The sequence below is a fragment of the Streptomyces sp. NPDC043854 genome, assembly GCF_056436005.1.
Map to the genome: position 1 here is coordinate 74,091 of NZ_JBWKDK010000010.1, position 14,446 is coordinate 88,536.

At 72.4% G+C, this 14,446-nt stretch carries 14 protein-coding genes; 4 read left to right on the forward strand and 10 right to left on the reverse strand.

From position 1 onward, the window contains the following. Positions 1-274 precede the first annotated feature (274 nt). The 3 genes from AC068A_RS12340 to AC068A_RS12350 form a co-directional block, all read right to left on the reverse strand. Positions 275-703, reverse strand: coding sequence for a hypothetical protein (locus AC068A_RS12340; RefSeq protein WP_478584072.1), 429 nt, complete (start codon positions 701-703; stop codon positions 275-277). A 343-nt stretch (positions 704-1,046) separates the two neighbouring features. Next, positions 1,047-1,475: a hypothetical protein gene (locus AC068A_RS12345; RefSeq protein ID WP_478584073.1), complete on the reverse strand. Its 429-nt coding sequence runs from the start codon at positions 1,473-1,475 to the stop codon at positions 1,047-1,049. Between the two features lie 268 nt (positions 1,476-1,743). Further along, positions 1,744-2,838 (reverse strand): PucR family transcriptional regulator, encoded by a 1,095-nt coding sequence (locus AC068A_RS12350; RefSeq protein WP_478584074.1) that lies wholly within the window; start codon positions 2,836-2,838, stop codon positions 1,744-1,746. 120 nt (positions 2,839-2,958) lie between these two features. Between AC068A_RS12350 and AC068A_RS12355 the strand changes: the two genes are divergently transcribed. From AC068A_RS12355 to AC068A_RS12365, 3 genes are all read left to right on the forward strand, one after another. After that, positions 2,959-3,864, forward strand: a complete 906-nt coding sequence (locus AC068A_RS12355; protein ID WP_478584224.1) for an alpha/beta hydrolase — start codon at positions 2,959-2,961, stop codon at positions 3,862-3,864. Positions 3,865-3,992: 128 nt separating this feature from the next. Next, entirely contained in the window at positions 3,993-5,312 is a 1,320-nt protein-coding gene (locus AC068A_RS12360) for a serine hydrolase domain-containing protein (RefSeq protein ID WP_478584076.1), read from the forward strand. A 207-nt stretch (positions 5,313-5,519) separates the two neighbouring features. Next, complete coding sequence (locus AC068A_RS12365) at positions 5,520-6,158, forward strand: DUF7003 family protein (RefSeq protein ID WP_478584077.1); 639 nt, start codon at positions 5,520-5,522, stop codon at positions 6,156-6,158. A 173-nt stretch (positions 6,159-6,331) separates the two neighbouring features. On the opposite strand, the gene AC068A_RS12370 is transcribed toward AC068A_RS12365, so the two are convergent. The 7 genes from AC068A_RS12370 to AC068A_RS12400 form a co-directional block, all read right to left on the reverse strand. Then, positions 6,332-6,685, reverse strand: a complete 354-nt coding sequence (locus AC068A_RS12370; protein ID WP_478584079.1) for a hypothetical protein — start codon at positions 6,683-6,685, stop codon at positions 6,332-6,334. A 284-nt stretch (positions 6,686-6,969) separates the two neighbouring features. Further along, a complete protein-coding gene (locus AC068A_RS12375) occupies positions 6,970-7,428 on the reverse strand; it encodes an NUDIX domain-containing protein (RefSeq protein WP_478584080.1) in 459 nt (152 codons plus the stop codon). Positions 7,429-7,632: 204 nt separating this feature from the next. Then, positions 7,633-9,642: an ATP-binding cassette domain-containing protein gene (locus AC068A_RS12380; RefSeq protein ID WP_478584082.1), complete on the reverse strand. Its 2,010-nt coding sequence runs from the start codon at positions 9,640-9,642 to the stop codon at positions 7,633-7,635. Positions 9,643-10,047: 405 nt separating this feature from the next. Beyond that, the gene (locus tag AC068A_RS12385) at positions 10,048-10,389 is read right to left on the reverse strand and encodes an avidin-fold protein (RefSeq protein WP_478584083.1); all 342 of its coding nucleotides are present in this window, start codon (positions 10,387-10,389) and stop codon (positions 10,048-10,050) included. 128 nt (positions 10,390-10,517) lie between these two features. Continuing rightward, positions 10,518-10,886 carry a hypothetical protein gene (locus AC068A_RS12390; protein ID WP_478584084.1) on the reverse strand — a complete coding sequence of 123 codons (369 nt, stop codon included), beginning with the start codon at positions 10,884-10,886 and terminating at the stop codon, positions 10,518-10,520. 180 nt (positions 10,887-11,066) lie between these two features. Next, complete coding sequence (locus AC068A_RS12395) at positions 11,067-11,606, reverse strand: hypothetical protein (RefSeq protein WP_478584086.1); 540 nt, start codon at positions 11,604-11,606, stop codon at positions 11,067-11,069. Positions 11,607-12,141: 535 nt separating this feature from the next. Further along, entirely contained in the window at positions 12,142-12,663 is a 522-nt protein-coding gene (locus AC068A_RS12400) for a hypothetical protein (protein WP_478584088.1), read from the reverse strand. A 531-nt stretch (positions 12,664-13,194) separates the two neighbouring features. Here AC068A_RS12400 and AC068A_RS12405 point away from each other — a divergent pair. Continuing rightward, a complete protein-coding gene (locus tag AC068A_RS12405; RefSeq protein ID WP_478584089.1) occupies positions 13,195-14,331 on the forward strand; it encodes a UDP-N-acetylglucosamine--N-acetylmuramyl-(pentapeptide) pyrophosphoryl-undecaprenol N-acetylglucosamine transferase in 1,137 nt (378 codons plus the stop codon). The last annotated feature ends 115 nt before the right edge of the window (positions 14,332-14,446 follow it).

Sequence of the window (14,446 nt, forward strand, 5' to 3'; positions counted from 1 at the left end):
ACAAGTCAAGGGACATGCTGGGTGCGCGAACCCGCCACTACCCACCCGATTCCGTACGATTCACCACTTTGGCCCGATAGGTTCTGTTTTCACCTCAAACGACGAACTGTCGGCAGGAGGTGGCGAATGGAGAGCTCGTCCCGGCCGAGGCCCGCGAGCCGGGTTGCGGGGCAGCATGCGGATGCCGGAGAGGCTGGGGGCCTCTCCGGCATCCGGTGGTGCGGGTGGCGGTTCCCGGGGCGGGCTCCGGGGCTGCGTGCGGGGTTGTCGGCCCTCACTTGCCGAGCTTTGCCTTCAGCTGTTCCTTCAGCTGCTTCTTGATCTCCTGCTTGGACACGGTGCCGCCGGTGCCGGTGGCGTCGCCGGAGACTGCGGTGGCGTCGCCGGTGTTGATGGCGTCGGCGCTGGCGTCGCCGGAGGTGGCGTTGCCGGTGGTGATCGTGCACTTGCCCTTGCAGCTGCCCACGCCGGAGCTGGCGTCGCCGCTGGTGGCGGTGCCGCCGACGGTGGTGTTGTCGGCGGTCGCGTCGCCGCTGGTGCCGATGCCGTCGGCACTGTCGTCCTGGAGGAAGGACACGGCCTGCTGCGGGGCGGCGGCGACCGGGGCGGCCATCGCGGTCGCGGGCAGTGCGATGCCGCCACCCACCAGGGCCGCGGAGGCGCCGGCCAGAACAATGCGACGGGTCCAAGAACGCTCGAACATCGGAATTCTCCACTCGGTATAGAAAAAAGGGGGGATTTTCTGTGGGCCGCCCGGTGGAATCGGCCGGGGTTTTCTTCCGGTTCCGTGTCCTTCCGGGAGTTCCCGGTGAGGGCGTACTTCCAATAAACCCTGAGAGCGGAGATGCGTCACGTCACTGGAACACGTGGCTTGACGGGTGCGGCTGATTTTGGTAGGCGCGGCCGGTGGAATTCGCGGGGTGGCAACGGCAGGCCCCGGGCGCACGAGGGCGACGCCGGAGAGGCTGTGGGCCTCTGCGGCGTCGCGGCATCGCAGACGGCCCCCGGGATGCTCTCCCGGGGGCTGCGTGCGGGGTTGTCGGCCCTCACTTGCCGAGCTTTGCCTTCAGCTGTTCCTTCAGCTGCTTCTTGATCTCCTGCTTGGACACGGTGCCGCCGGTGCCGGTGGCGTCGCCGGACACTGCGGTGGCGTCGCCGGTGTTGATGGCGTCGGCGCTGGCGTCGCCGGAGGTGGCGTTGCCGGTGGTGATCGTGCACTTGCCCTTGCAGCTGCCCACTCCGGAGCTGGCGTCGCCGCTGGTGGCGGTGCCGCCGACCGTCGTGTTCCCGGCGGTCGCGTCGCCGCTGGTGCCGATGCCGTCGGCACTGTCGTCCTGGAGGAAGGACACGGCCTGCTGCGGGGCGGCGGCGACCGGGGCGGCCATCGCAGTCGCCGGCAGTGCGATGCCGCCACCCACCAGAGCCGCGGAGGCGCCGGCCAGAACAATACGACGGGTCCAAGAACGCTCGAACATCAGAATTCTCCACTCGGTATGGAAAGGGTTTTATGAGCCGCCCTCTGGAGCGGGCCGGGGATTGGATTCCGGCCCGGGCTCTTCCGGGGGTTCCCGGTGGGGCGTACTTCAAATAAACCCTGCGAGCGAAGGCACGTCATGACACTGGAACACGTGCCTTGACGCCCGTATCCGATCCTGGTAAAAGTCCGCGCCTCCGCAGCCGCAGAGCGGGGGTCGAGCGCACGCGGCGGCAGGCGGAGATCCCGCGTTGCGGGGCGGATCGCGCTCAGTTGTCGAGGAGGCGCCACGTCGTGAGGGCGAGTTTCACGCGGGTCAGGCCCATCGGGTCGGTGAGCTCGATGTCCAGGGTCTTCGCGATCTGGTCCAGGCGGCGGGCGACGCTGCTGTGGTGGAGGTGGAGGACGTCGGCCGCCTGGCGCAGGGAGCCGACCGTGCAGTACGCGTCCAGGGTCTCCAGGTCTTCCGGGCTGTCGGCGATCCGGGCGATCGCGGCGACGTCCGCGTTCCCCCGCGCGGCCTCCTCCGGTATCCGGGCGAGCAGTGCCAGCGCCCCCAGCTCGTCGTGGTGGACGACCGGCCGGCGCGCGGTGGTGAACCGCAGGGCGGTACGGGCCTCGCGCCACGACCGGTCGGGGCTGTCCGCGGCGCCGATCCCCGCCCGTACGCCCGCCGGGAACCGGGCCGGGTCCACACACGCGGCCAGGATGACCCCCACGTCGCCGAGGGGTGCCGCCTTCACCGGGCGGGTCGGGCAGACGAGCCCGCCGAGCTGGTCGAGCGGCAGCTCCGACGACCGTACGGCGACCGCGCGGACCGGCGGGCCGGCGGCCGCGAACCCGAGGAGCCGTAACGCCCGGGCCCGGGCGGCCTCGTCGCAGTCGGCGCTGATCACCAGTTCGACGAGTGCCGGGTCGGCCATGGTGGTGCGGGCCGGTCCGTACCGTTCGGCGGCGGCCGCGGCGGCGATGGCGAGGCGGTCCAGCAGCACCTCGTCGAGGGGGCCGGGCGGGCCGGGGCGTTCCAGCCAGACCGTGCCGATCTCCTCCTCGTCGAGTGTGATCGGCACCGTGGTGGACGCGGGCGGTGGCGGCGAGTCGGGCGAGTCGGGCCAGCGGTGCGAGCCGGGCGAGCCGGATGAGTCGGGTGGTGCTGCCCGGCTGCCGTCGGGCGCGATGCGGATCGCCCGCCCCGTGCCGTGGAGCCGGATCCCGGCCACGCACTCGGCGAGGCCGGCCGAGGCCCGGGCGAGCGCCGGCAGGTCGACCCGCCGCCGCATCAGGGTGTCGTAGAACGCGACGATGCGCATGGCGCCGTCGACGTACGGATCCAGTCCTGACAGCCGTACGGCCAGTGCCTCCATGGCACAAAGAATAGAAGGACAGGAGGTCAGGACAGGGGCGCCGATCGGCGCGCAATCGGTGCGGGACGCGCGACGGTTGGCGGATGACCGCCCCGGGGTGCGGCCGTGAGGATCGTCGCCATGGACCCCGAACTCGAACCCTTCATCCCGTTCCTTCCCCAGACCGACCTGAACGACCCGGAGGGCACCCGCAAGACGGTCGCCGCACTGGTCGCCGCGAGCCCGGCACCGGACACCTCGCGCATGGACGTCGAGGACCGTACGGTGCCCGCGGACCCGGACGTGGCGGTACGGATCTACCGTCCGCACGACGCGTCGCAGGCCGCCGGCGCCATCGTCTGGCTGCACGGCGGCGGCTTCGTCTTCGGCGACCTGGACACCGAGCACCCGTGGGCCGCCCGGCTCGCGGACGGCTCCGGCGCGGTGGTCGTCTCGGTGGACTACCGCCGGTCGCCCGAGAACCGGTTCCCGGCCGCCCTGGACGACGCGTACGCCGTACTGGACTGGACCGCCGAGCACGCGGCCGAACTCGGCATCGACCCGGCGCGGATCGCGGTCGGCGGCCACAGCGCCGGCGGCGGTCTCGCGGCTGCGCTGGCGCTGCGGGCGCGCGACGAGCAGGGGCCGGCGATCTGCTTCCAACTGCTCAACCAGCCGGGGCTCGACGACCGGCAGCAGACCTGGTCGGCGCGGCACTTCACCGACACGCCCTGGTTCACCCGCGACAAGACCACCGCGGCCTGGCGGCACTACCTGGGCTCCCAGCCCGCCACGCAGTACGCCGCCCCGGCCCGGGCCACCGACCTGTCCGGCCTGCCGCCCGCGTACGTCGCCACGGCGGAGTTCTGCCCGAACCGGGACGAGGACATCGAGTACGCGCTGCGGCTGCTTCAGGCGGGCGTACCGGTCGAGCTGCACCAGTGGCCCGGCACCTTCCACGGGTCGCAGGCGATCCTCTCCGCCGACGTCTCGCAGCGGCAGAACACCGAACTCGCCGGAGCGCTGCGGCGCGCCCTGGCCGCGTGACCAACAGAAGCGGAAGCGGGAGCGGAAGCCGGAGCGGGAGGGGGAGCGGGAGCGGAAGCCGGAGCCGGCATCGGCGAGCGCGGGGGGAGAGCACCCGTTGCCCCACCGACAACGAAAGGACCCATGTGATGAAGATCCGACTGGCGGTGTGCGCAAGCGTGGCTGCGCTCAGTGTGTGTGCGGGCACGGTGGCGGTGGCAGCCCCGGTTCCCGCCGGGACGAGCGACGTGACGGCCGCGTCGGCAGCCGACGCTGCCACGGCCCCCTCCGCCGCCCGCTTCGACCCCGCGGAGCTGAAGTCCGCCCTGAACGCGGTCCACCGGGCCGGGATGCCCGGGGTGTTCGCCGAGGTACGCGACTCCGGCCGGACCTGGCGCAGCGCCTCCGGGGTCGCCGACGTCACGACCGGACGTCCCGTCAGGGCCGACATGCGGCACCGCGTCGGCAGCGTCAGCAAGACCTTCACCGCCGCCGCGGTCATGCAGCAGGTCGAGCAAGCCCGGATCCGGCTCGATGCGCCGATCGGCGACCACCTGCCGCACCTGGTGCCGGGGGAGCGCGGCCGGAAGATCACGGTCCGGATGCTGCTGAACCACACCAGCGGCATCCCCGACTACATCCCGTACGCGTTCCCGTCCCTGCAGGGGTTCCCGTCCCTGCCGGACATGTCGCCGAAGAGCCTGGACGAGAACCGGTTCCGGCAGTTCCGCCCGGCCGAGCTGATCGAGCTGGGGCTCGCGGCGCCTCCCACCGGCGAGCCCGGGGGCCCGACCGGCGTGTACTCCAACACCAACTACATCCTCCTCGGCCAGCTCCTCGAGCAGGTGACCGGTACGACGGCCGAGGAGTACATCACCCGCAACGTCATCGAACGCGCCGGCCTCCGGCACACCGAGCTCCCGACGACCAGCCCGCGCATCCGGGGCCCGCATTCGCGGATGTACGAGTCCTTCTTCGGCCTCCTCGACCCGCCGCGCGACTACAGCGTCTACAACATGTCCTGGGTGGGGCCGAGCGCTGGCCTGGTGTCCACGATGGAGGACCTGAACCGCTTCTACGCCAAGCTGCTGGACGGCAGGATCGTCAGCCGGGCGTCACTGGAGCAGATGCAGCAGACCATCCCGGTCCGCGCCCTGGACGGGTCGACGGTCCAGTACGGCCTCGGGCTGCACAAGGTCAACGTCCCCGGCTGCGGCCTCTTCTGGGGGCACGACGGCTCGGCGTGGGGAGCCGGGACGCTGTCCCTGACCCGGGCGGACGGCAAGCGCCAGATGTCCGTGGCGATCAACCTGATGCGGTGGAACGAGCTGGACGCCTCGGGCAATCCGCAGCCCCACCCCATCGACGACGCCCTGAAATCCCTGTACGGCGAGGCCATGTGCGGCGACGCCGCAGCAGCAGCCGCAGCCGCGGCGACCACCCCGCAGACCGCGGCCGCCCGTCCCTGACGGCGCCGGCGCCCGCCCCGGCGCCCGCCCCGGCGGGCGCCACCGGTACGCCTCCGGCAAGTCCGTGCCACCACCGGGCGCGGACTTGCCGGAGGAACACCCTCCCCGCGTACAGTGGGCTGCCGACGGGCGAGCGGGTCGCCGGCGGCTCCTGCGCGTATCACGCACCGGGGCGCCCGCCGCGATCAGGGGGAATCGGGTGGAGCCATGATGACGACTTCGTCGATCCTCGGGCAGTTCGACCTCTGCGCGGACGAGGCACGGTTCCCCGATCTGGACAACGGCTACTACTACCCGGTCGACGTACGGATGCACCTGTTCGGCGACGCCGCCCGCTGGGCCGTCGTCGCGGAGCTGCTGGGCTACAACCCCCGCGGGCGCAACCTCACCGACGCCATGTACCGCTTCGGCAACTGCCTCACGGACGGGGAGCCCGGCTTCGGCGACTTCCTGGACCGCGTCGACAACATGGAGGAGATCGACCCCGAGGGGGACGAGGCCTACACCGGCAACGCGCCCGTCGTCGTACGCGGGACCCCGCTGGCCGTCGACGCCGCGCCCGGAACCCCGCTCCAGGACGTGTTCCGGATGCTCGTCCCGGCGCACCGGGAGCTCCTGCTGGCGGACGCGGCGGAGCTGCGGGCCGGCCTTCCCGCCGACCTGCCCGTGCTGCTCCGGTTCGACGAGTGGCACCAGCCGGGCAACTTCTGGGACACCGCCCCCGGCGGACACGAGACCTTCCGCATGATCGCCGAGGTGCTGGACTCCGGCGACCCGGCCCGGTACCGCCCGACGCTCCCGCCCAACACCCACTGGTCCCACTGGCCGGAGGCCGGAACCCTGTAAGGGCGACTTCGATACCTCGGGGGACCTGCTGCCGGTCAGCCGGCGCCCGCCGTGATCGCGTTCGCTGTGTACGAGGTCGCACTGGCCGTCGCCGCCCGCCCACCCGTACCGGCTCCGGACACGCCCGAAGACAGCCACGTGCCGGGCCGTTCACGGGACTCCGGCGGCGGGGCTCAACGGAACTCGTGGACGACCTCGATCCTGCCGACGATGTGGGCGTTGAACTCGTCGAGCTCCTCGGCAGGCACCCACAGCTCGAGGATCGTCTGCCCGCCGGCCTGCTGTACGGGGTACCGGCTCAGGAACTCGGACTCGACCTCGAAACGGGTCACGAAGCCGGCGCCGTCGTGCTTGACGTTCCAGTCCCTCGCGATCTTCACCGCGTAGTCCTCGTTGAGCACCGGGTAGAAGATCGGCTGCTCCGGCAGCCGAGGGGGCCAGGCACGCCAGTCCAGCTCCCGCACCAGCTCCAGCTCCTTGGGGCCGGTGGGGCGCCACAGGGTCGTCGTCGCTCGCGGGTTGGTCATGGGGGATCGCTCTCTGGACTTGGCACACCGCCGATGCGGCCGACCGGGAGACCAGACCGTACGGCAGCGCGAGCGCACCCGCCACGCACTTTCCGCCGCTCCGACCAGGGCCCTGACCGGCAGCCACGGTCACGAGTCCCCGACGGGACGGTGGAGTTCCGTGGGGAGACCATCTCGCTGCGCTACGTCCTCTCGCACATGGTCGAGGAGTACGCACGCCACCACGGCCAGACCGATGTGCCAGGGAAACGGAAGCCGCCGCCGGGCCTGGGAGCAGCGCGCGGTTACAGGGAGAGTTCGAGGTAGGCCGGGTGTTGGTCCTTGCGGGACCTCAGGGCGCGGCGCCATACGGCCAGGGCGAACGGCGGGACCATGTCCGGGGTGATGTCCTCCGGCAGGCAGAAGCGGATCTCGCCGATTTCCGCGTCCTGGAGGGTGATGGCCCGCTGTTGCTCCGGGGTGAGCCGGGGGCCGTCGAAGACGTAGAACACGTGGGAGCCCTCCGCCCTCGTGACCCATGCCGTGACCAGGAGGTCGCCGATCTCCAGGTCGAGGCCGAGCTCCTCGCGGACCTCGCGGCGGGCGGCCGCCGAGGGGAGTTCGCCCTCCTCGAGGTGGCCGCCCGGCAGGTTCCACCGCTCCTTGTGGACCGGGTTGACGATGAGCACCCTGCCGTGTTCGTCCGTGATGACGGCAGCGGCGGATGCCGTGGCCCTGGCGTGGTCCGCGGATGCGGCGGTCATGACGTACTCCTGTGATGAGCGGCGGGTCGGGCTCGGCCGGTCCGGTGCCTCGCCCGGCTCGCGCCCGGAGTCCACACCACCCGGCGCAGTCATATGATCCGGCACGCCGCCCCGCCCGCCTTGCCCCGCCCCGCCCCGCCGCGTCGGCAGTGCTGCGGCTGCTGACTGCCGACTGCCGACGCGGCAAGGCTGCTGCTCGGGCGGCTACCGGTCCTGGGAGAGGCGGACCAGCTCGGCGAAGGAGCCGTCCAGGCCGACGAGTTCCTCGTACGTCCCCTGCTCCGTGATCCGTCCGGCGTCGAGGACGACGATGCGGTCGGCCAGGCGGCAGTTCTCCATGCGGTGGGTGACGATCACCGTGATGCGGTCGTCCTTCATCTCCCGCAGCCCCGAGAAGACCATGTGCTCCCCGCGCGGGTCCATGGCCGACGTCGGCTCGTCCATGACCAGCAGGCCGGGCTTGCGGTGGAAGGCGCGGGCGCACGCGATCCGCTGCCACTGGCCGCCGGACGGTTCGTGGCCGCCCCAGAGGGAGCGGGCGAGGAGGGTGTCGAGGCCGGCCGGGTACGCCGCCACCGTCTCCTTCATGCCGACGGCGACGAGCGCGTCCCAGACGGCGTCCTCGCCGCGCTGGTCGGGCCGGCCGAGGGTGATGTTCTCGCGGGCCGTGAAGGGCCAGTACCCGTACGACTGGGTGACGAGCCCGACGTGCCGCCACGCCGAGCGCTGGTCGGCGTCCGCGGTCGGTACGCCGTCCCAGGAGACCGTGCCGGTGGTGGGGGCGGTGAGGCTGGTGAGGAGGCGGATGAAGGTGGACTTGCCGGCGCCGTTCTCGCCGACGAGGGCGATGACCTCGCCGCGGTTGAGGGTGAGGTCGACCGGTCCGAGGGCGGGGGTGTCCTTGCCCGGGTAGGTGTACGTGGCCGCCTCCAGGCGGATCTTCTCCGGGGCTTCGAGCTCCTGCGGCCCGCGCGGCCCGGACTGCTCGGCGGCCTGCCGGATGAACGCGGCGTAGTCCCCGAGGTAGAGGGCGTGCTGGAACATCGCGGCCCCGTACACGACGAGCTGGGACAGGGCGGCGGTGGAGGTGCGCATGGCGACGATGGCGGTGCCGGCGGCGCCGAGGGCCATGAACCCGCCGACCACCAGGGCGCCCAGGCCGGCCCAGGTCATGACGGTGAACAGGCCGGATACGACGGCGGCGGTGAGGTGGACGGCCAGGTAGCGGGGCGCGGAGCCGACCATCTTGGAGTCGATGCGGGCGCAGACGGCGGCGTACCAGTGGTGGGCGTACGGACGCATGCTGTTGCCGCGCAGCTCGTCCGCGAGCTTGGGGGTGGTGAGGTGCCAGCGCATCATGTGCCGGATGTTGCGGGAGGCGATCGTCTCGTTGTGGAGGCGGTAGTCGAGGCGGGCGGCGAGTACGGAGCCCAGGCCGCGCGGGATGACGGACAGCAGGAGCAGCGGCAGCAGGACGGGGTGGACGACGGACAGGACGGACGCGACGGCGACCATGTCGATCAGGCCGCTGGTGAAGCCGAGCGCGTCCTGCAGCAGCATCCCGGAACGGGCGGAGCCGGTTTCGGCGGCCTCGGAGCGCTCGGTGAAGCCGGGGGCGTCGTACGCGGACAGCTCGACATCCATGTGGGCGTCGACCATGGCGAGATCGGCGATCGTGGACATGCCGGGGTTCAGGCGCCGGGCGGCGCTGCCGGCGGTGATGGAGGCGAGCGCACCCAGGGCGGTCATGGCGGCCGCGGCCGCCAGCGGCCAGGCGGCGCCGGAGACGCGCTCCCCGACGGTGCCGTCGGCGAGGAGGGGGCCCATGGCGCGGGACACGGCCGCCAAGGCGGCGGCGGTGCAGATGCCGCCGAGGACCTGGGCGCAGACGAGCCAGGTGAACGCCGTCCGGCTCACCGCCCAGGCCAGGCGCGCCGCCTGCGCGAGCGCAGCCGGGACGCGGCGGGCCATCTGCGCGAGCGAGAGCTGCTCCATGGTCTTGTTGTGCTGGCCCCAGGTGTACGTGAACTCCGGGGGTGCGGGGAGCGCGGGGGCGGCGGGCCCGGGCCCGGGCTCCTGGGCGTGAGCCGGGGCCTGGGCCTGGGCCTGGGCAGGGGCTTGTTCCTGCTGGTGTGCCTGCGCCTGGGCCGGGGCTTGTGCCTGCGCCTGGGCCTGTTCCTGCTGCTGCGCTTGGTCGTCCTGTTTCCGGGACATCAGTTCCTCCTCCAACTCGGCCAACTCGTCGATGAGGGAAGTCGGTTGCTCCCGCGAGCAGCGGCATGACGACGAAGCCCCCGACCCCCGGTGCGGGGGAGGGGCGGGGTGCTGCCTGGGGAGCGGAGGAGTGAGTACACAGGACGCCGGAGGGCGGAGCAGCGCGATCCGGCCGACCTGTCGGGCGCGCTGCCGCCGATGCCGCGACGGCCCGGGACGGGCTCCGGCCGCAGCCCTGGGCGGGCGATTGGCCGGAACCGGTCGGTGGAGGGGGCGGGCTTCGGAAATCGCTTGCGGGGGTGCGGGCGGCGCGGCTTCGGCGTGCGGTACGGGCCGGGTCGGGGCCAGGGGGACGGGTGGGGCGGGCGGTGGCTCCGGGTCGGGTGATTCTCGGTGTTCCGGGCCTCAGTCGAGCGGCTGCTCGACCACGCTGGTGCCGCTGCCCTCCTGGGACTCCCAGGTCCACGTCTCCTCCAGGCGCAGGCGGCCGTCGGGGAGTTCCGTCACGAGCGAGATGCAGTGCCCGGACGCGGTCGTGCCGTCGAGGCGGAGCTGGACGTAGCGGAAATCGACGCTGTCGCCCGAGCGGGTCCCGACCAGGTGCCCCCGGACCACGTCCCCGCCGGCGTACTCCGCCCAGACCCGGCCGTCCTGCTCGTGGTACGCGAACCGGGTCTCCCGGCCGACCTGGCCCGGTGCCTGGTCGGCGACGGGGACGAAGACGAGGCCGTCGAGCGAGCGCGCCATGGGTGACTCCTGGAGGTGGTGAGGGGAGGGCTTGGGGCGAGGTGAACCGTCCATGCCACCCTAGGCGGCGGCGTGCCGGCCGGCCCGACCGCGGGGCGGCGACGACCGGACAAGCGGCCCGCCGTCGCTCAGGACTCGAACGGCGTGTCGCTCCACCGGAACCACGCCTCGTCGCCCTGGATGTGCAGCAGGAACTCGGCGACGGGGCGGCCGGAGGGAGGGACGAGGCTGAGCGTGCGCGTCATCGACTCGTACACCTCGTCGAACCGCTCGAAGTCCTCGTCCTCCAGCGCCGCGAGGGCCTCGTCGAACCAGGGCCTGAACTCGGCGAACGCGCGCTGCGGGGCGAAGCGGCCGCGCAGCCACGGAAAGTCGGCCTCCACGATCTCGATCTCGCCCAGCAACTCCCGCCGGCCCTGGCCCTGGCCTTGGCCCTGCTCCTGGTGCTGATGCGGCTGCTGCCGCTCCAACCGCCACACCTGGCCTTGGAATCCCATTCCGCCCCGCCCCTCTCAGCTTTCCACAGCTGCTCGTCACCTCGGCTCCGACTGCGCCCTGCCGCAGCCTAAGACGTTCCTCGACGATCAGCGGATCGCTGCTGGCAGGCGGCGTCCGCCCGGTCGGTCGATCTGGCAGGGCGGGCCGTACCGAACACCCTCGCCGGGATCAGCGCCGGCTCACGTGGAGTGCACGATGATCTGGGAGATCACCCACAGGGCCCAGGCCAGCGGGATGAGGGCCACGTAGGCAAGCGGCCGCCGGAGCACCTCCGGACCCGTGTCGAGATGGGCTCGCCCCGGGGCGGGCGTCGAAGGCGGGAGCTTGCTGTACTTCAGGTAGGCGAGCAGGTTCCACAGAAGCGTGAACGGGTTGAAGATGACCAGGGAGAGCGGTCCCCACCAGCCCAGGCACAGCGCCCTGGTGGTCATCTGCCGGACGACGGCTATGCCGCAGTTCCGGCAGAACGGTCCGTCCAGGTGCTCGAACTTCATGAGGACGAGTACGCCCACATGGGCCCGGACCTTGTGGTTCGCCGCAGCCTGACCGCCACAGGCACGGCACACGAGCGGCATGTGGCCCATGGGAGGCGGGCCGGCGTAGCCGCCGGGTGCGGGTGCGTAGCTCCCCGGTGCCGGGACGGGCGCGTATTCTCCCGGCGCACCGTAGGGGTTGCCCGGCACGGGGCCGTGGCCGGCCGGCTGATGCGGTGTTGCCATGATGAACGGATCTCCAGACTGCAAATACGTGCTGACCCCAGCCGCAGGCGGCCAGGCGCTTCCCGGGCCGGTGAGGTCACATCACCGGAGGAGCGCACCGACCATGGAGGCTGAGTACGTCAGCCGAGACGGCCCAGCCGGAGCCCGCGGTTCCATGGCATGTGCATTCATCACACGCGATACCGATCCTGACGGCCTGGCTTCCCCACCGCAGGCCGTACGCGGTAGCCGCCCGAACCGGATCACGATGCACGGATCCCGCAGCGCGGGCTTGACTGCTTCTCGTTGCATGGCCGCGTACGTCAGCTCGGGGCCGGGGCCGGGGCCGGGGCCGGGGTGGTGTCGCGTACGAAGTCGGACTTGAGGTTGAGTACGCGTCAGCGCCCCTCTGATGCCGGGGCACGGAGCCGGGCAGGCGGCGGGGTGTGTCACTGGTGTCGGCTGTTGAGAGCGCGAGAGCGAGAGCGGCGACTTCCGAGGCAGGCGCAGGACGGGACCTGGTGCGCGGCCGGGCGGCGCAGCGTGCTGCGAGGGATCAGATCCAGAGGAGGAGCAGGACGAGGGCGGAGCCGGCCGTCGCGAGCGCGAAGCGGGTCAGGACGACGGGGCGGAGCCAGGCGGGGAAGGGGGCGTTGGCGGCGGCGATGAGGGCGGCGGCGTCGACGGTGTGCAGGGCGGGGTCGGCGGAGCGGGCGAAGGCGGCGCGGGTGTAGGCGGTGGCGAACACCTGGCCGGCGGTGATGAAGCCGACGCCGAGGAGGACGAGGGGTTCGATGATCCAGGAGAGCAGGCGGCCGGTGGGGTTTCCGGCGAGGTTGAGGACGCCGAGGACGGCGAGGGTGACGCCGATGGTGAGGGCGAGGGCGAGCTCCCACGGCTTCTCGCGGAAGGCGATGCCGTGCCGGGCGAGGACCGAGGGGCTGTGGCCCTGGCGGCTGATCTCGGCCTCGGCGGCGTCCTGCGAGGCGCCGCCGCGGATCCAGGCGACGGTGGGGATGGCGAAGAAGGTGGCGGCGAGCAGGAGTTGGAGGGCGGCGGCGAGGGCGGTGGTGTTCATGGGGGTCTCCGATTCTCGGCGGGGTGCAGTGCGGTGGGCTCACGCTTGGACTTTTACTTAGTTCAAGTCGCGGCGTCGAGAACTGTAGGTCTCGAGTCGAAGGTCGCGCAACCCCTGTTTGAACTTTGTGCAATTCGGCTTGCGGCCGTGCCCGCCGAGCCGGCTCCCGCCGGCAGGCCGCGTGGGCTTCGTCGGGCCCTGGGGTCGGAACCTGGCCGACTGTCAGCGGCTGGGGGGCGGCCGCGCGGCGGGACCGCGGCGGCCACGTACCGGCCGACAAGCAGGCGGCCACCGGAAGTTGCTCCGACGGAATCTGGACAACGTCGCTTGGCGGTACCACGCCCCGCCGATCCCGGCGCACGTCGAGCCCGAAGCCGTCGCACGCGTGCGGTCCATCGCGGTAGCCCGTGCCCACGCCCGCGCTGCCCGGCTCGGGGCGGGGCGGGGCAGGGCGGGGCGCGGGCGGTTCGCGGTAGCCGTTAGGGTTGCCGGGTGAACGCTCCTTTGCTGCCTCGGTCCTTCCGGTTGCTCGTGACGGGAGGAGGTACCGGCGGCCACACCTATCCCGCCCTGACGGCGATTCGGACGCTGCAGGGCCGGCTCGCGGCTGCGGGCGGCACCCTCGACGTGCTGTGGATCGGTGCCGCTGACGGGCTGGAAGCGCGCGTCGCCCCCGCGGAGGGCATTCCGTTCAAGACGGTCGCCACCGGGAAGATCCGGCGGGCCGCGAACCCGCTGAAGATGCTGTCGGCGGCGAACGTGAAGGACATGGCGCGGGTTCCGCTCGGCGTGGCCCAGGCCCGGTCCATCGTGTCGGAGTTCCGGCCCGACGTCGTCCTCGCCACGGGTGGGTACGTGGCCGTCCCGGCCGGCCTGGCGGCCCGCCTGTGCCGGCGTCCGCTGGTGCTGCACGAGCAGACCGTCCGCCTGGGCCTGGCCAACCGCAAGCTGGCGGGTTCGGCGACCCGTATCGCCCTGTCCTCGGAGTCCTCGCTCGAGCTCCTTTCGCCCGAGCTGCGCGGCGCCGCGGTCGTCACCGGCAACCCGATCCGGCCGGAGGTTCTCACCGGTCACGGCGACAAGGCAGTACAGGCACTGAACCTCACCGGCTTCGACCGCCGCCTGCCGACCGTCTACGTCACCGGCGGCGCGCAGGGCGCCCAGCAGATCAACGGGGTCGTCCGGGACGTCCTCCCGTGGCTCCTCGGCCACGCCAACGTGATCCACCAGTGCGGGCCGGCGAACGTGGACGAACTCCGCGCGGCGGCCGCGGGCCTGGACCCGGTCCTGGCGGGCCGGTACCACCTGACCGGATTCGTCGGGCCGGAGCTGCCGGACGTGCTGGCGCTCGCCGACATCGTGGTGTCCCGGTCCGGGGCGGGGACGCTGGCCGAGCTGACGGCGCTGGGCAAGCCGGCCGTGTTCGTGCCGCTCGCCACCTCGGCCGGCAACGAGCAGGTGCACAACGCCCGGCACCTGGCCGACGCGGGGGCGGCCGTCGCCCTGGTCGGCGAGGTCACCGGGCAGGTCCTGCACGACGCGGTCGGCCCGCTGCTCACCGACCCCGCCCGGCGGGCGGCGATGGCGGAGCGCGCCAGGGCGTACGGCCGCCCGGACGCCGCGGACCGCCTCGTGGACGTCCTCCTGTCCGCGGCATCCGCCGGCTGACCTTCGCTCTCACGAGCACACGTCAGGTCGTTGCGCCGGTCCTGTCCGGAGGTGGGGCTGGGGAACCGTCAGGCACGGTTCCCTACTCCCACCCCCACCCCGACCCCTATACCCC

What these genes read in the sequence shown, in the direction of transcription:
- AC068A_RS12340 (WP_478584072.1), bottom strand. Translation starts at nt 703, where the DNA reads ATGTTCGAGCGTTCTTGGACCCGTCGCATTGTTCTGGCCGGCGCCTCC.
- AC068A_RS12345 (WP_478584073.1), bottom strand. Translation starts at nt 1,475, where the DNA reads ATGTTCGAGCGTTCTTGGACCCGTCGTATTGTTCTGGCCGGCGCCTCC.
- AC068A_RS12350 (WP_478584074.1), bottom strand. Translation starts at nt 2,838, where the DNA reads ATGGAGGCACTGGCCGTACGGCTGTCAGGACTGGATCCGTACGTCGAC.
- AC068A_RS12355 (WP_478584224.1), top strand. Translation starts at nt 2,959, where the DNA reads ATGGACCCCGAACTCGAACCCTTCATCCCGTTCCTTCCCCAGACCGAC.
- AC068A_RS12360 (WP_478584076.1), top strand. Translation starts at nt 3,993, where the DNA reads ATGAAGATCCGACTGGCGGTGTGCGCAAGCGTGGCTGCGCTCAGTGTG.
- AC068A_RS12365 (WP_478584077.1), top strand. Translation starts at nt 5,520, where the DNA reads ATGATGACGACTTCGTCGATCCTCGGGCAGTTCGACCTCTGCGCGGAC.
- AC068A_RS12370 (WP_478584079.1), bottom strand. Translation starts at nt 6,685, where the DNA reads ATGACCAACCCGCGAGCGACGACGACCCTGTGGCGCCCCACCGGCCCC.
- AC068A_RS12375 (WP_478584080.1), bottom strand. Translation starts at nt 7,428, where the DNA reads ATGACCGCCGCATCCGCGGACCACGCCAGGGCCACGGCATCCGCCGCT.
- AC068A_RS12380 (WP_478584082.1), bottom strand. Translation starts at nt 9,642, where the DNA reads ATGTCCCGGAAACAGGACGACCAAGCGCAGCAGCAGGAACAGGCCCAG.
- AC068A_RS12385 (WP_478584083.1), bottom strand. Translation starts at nt 10,389, where the DNA reads ATGGCGCGCTCGCTCGACGGCCTCGTCTTCGTCCCCGTCGCCGACCAG.
- AC068A_RS12390 (WP_478584084.1), bottom strand. Translation starts at nt 10,886, where the DNA reads ATGGGATTCCAAGGCCAGGTGTGGCGGTTGGAGCGGCAGCAGCCGCAT.
- AC068A_RS12395 (WP_478584086.1), bottom strand. Translation starts at nt 11,606, where the DNA reads ATGGCAACACCGCATCAGCCGGCCGGCCACGGCCCCGTGCCGGGCAAC.
- AC068A_RS12400 (WP_478584088.1), bottom strand. Translation starts at nt 12,663, where the DNA reads ATGAACACCACCGCCCTCGCCGCCGCCCTCCAACTCCTGCTCGCCGCC.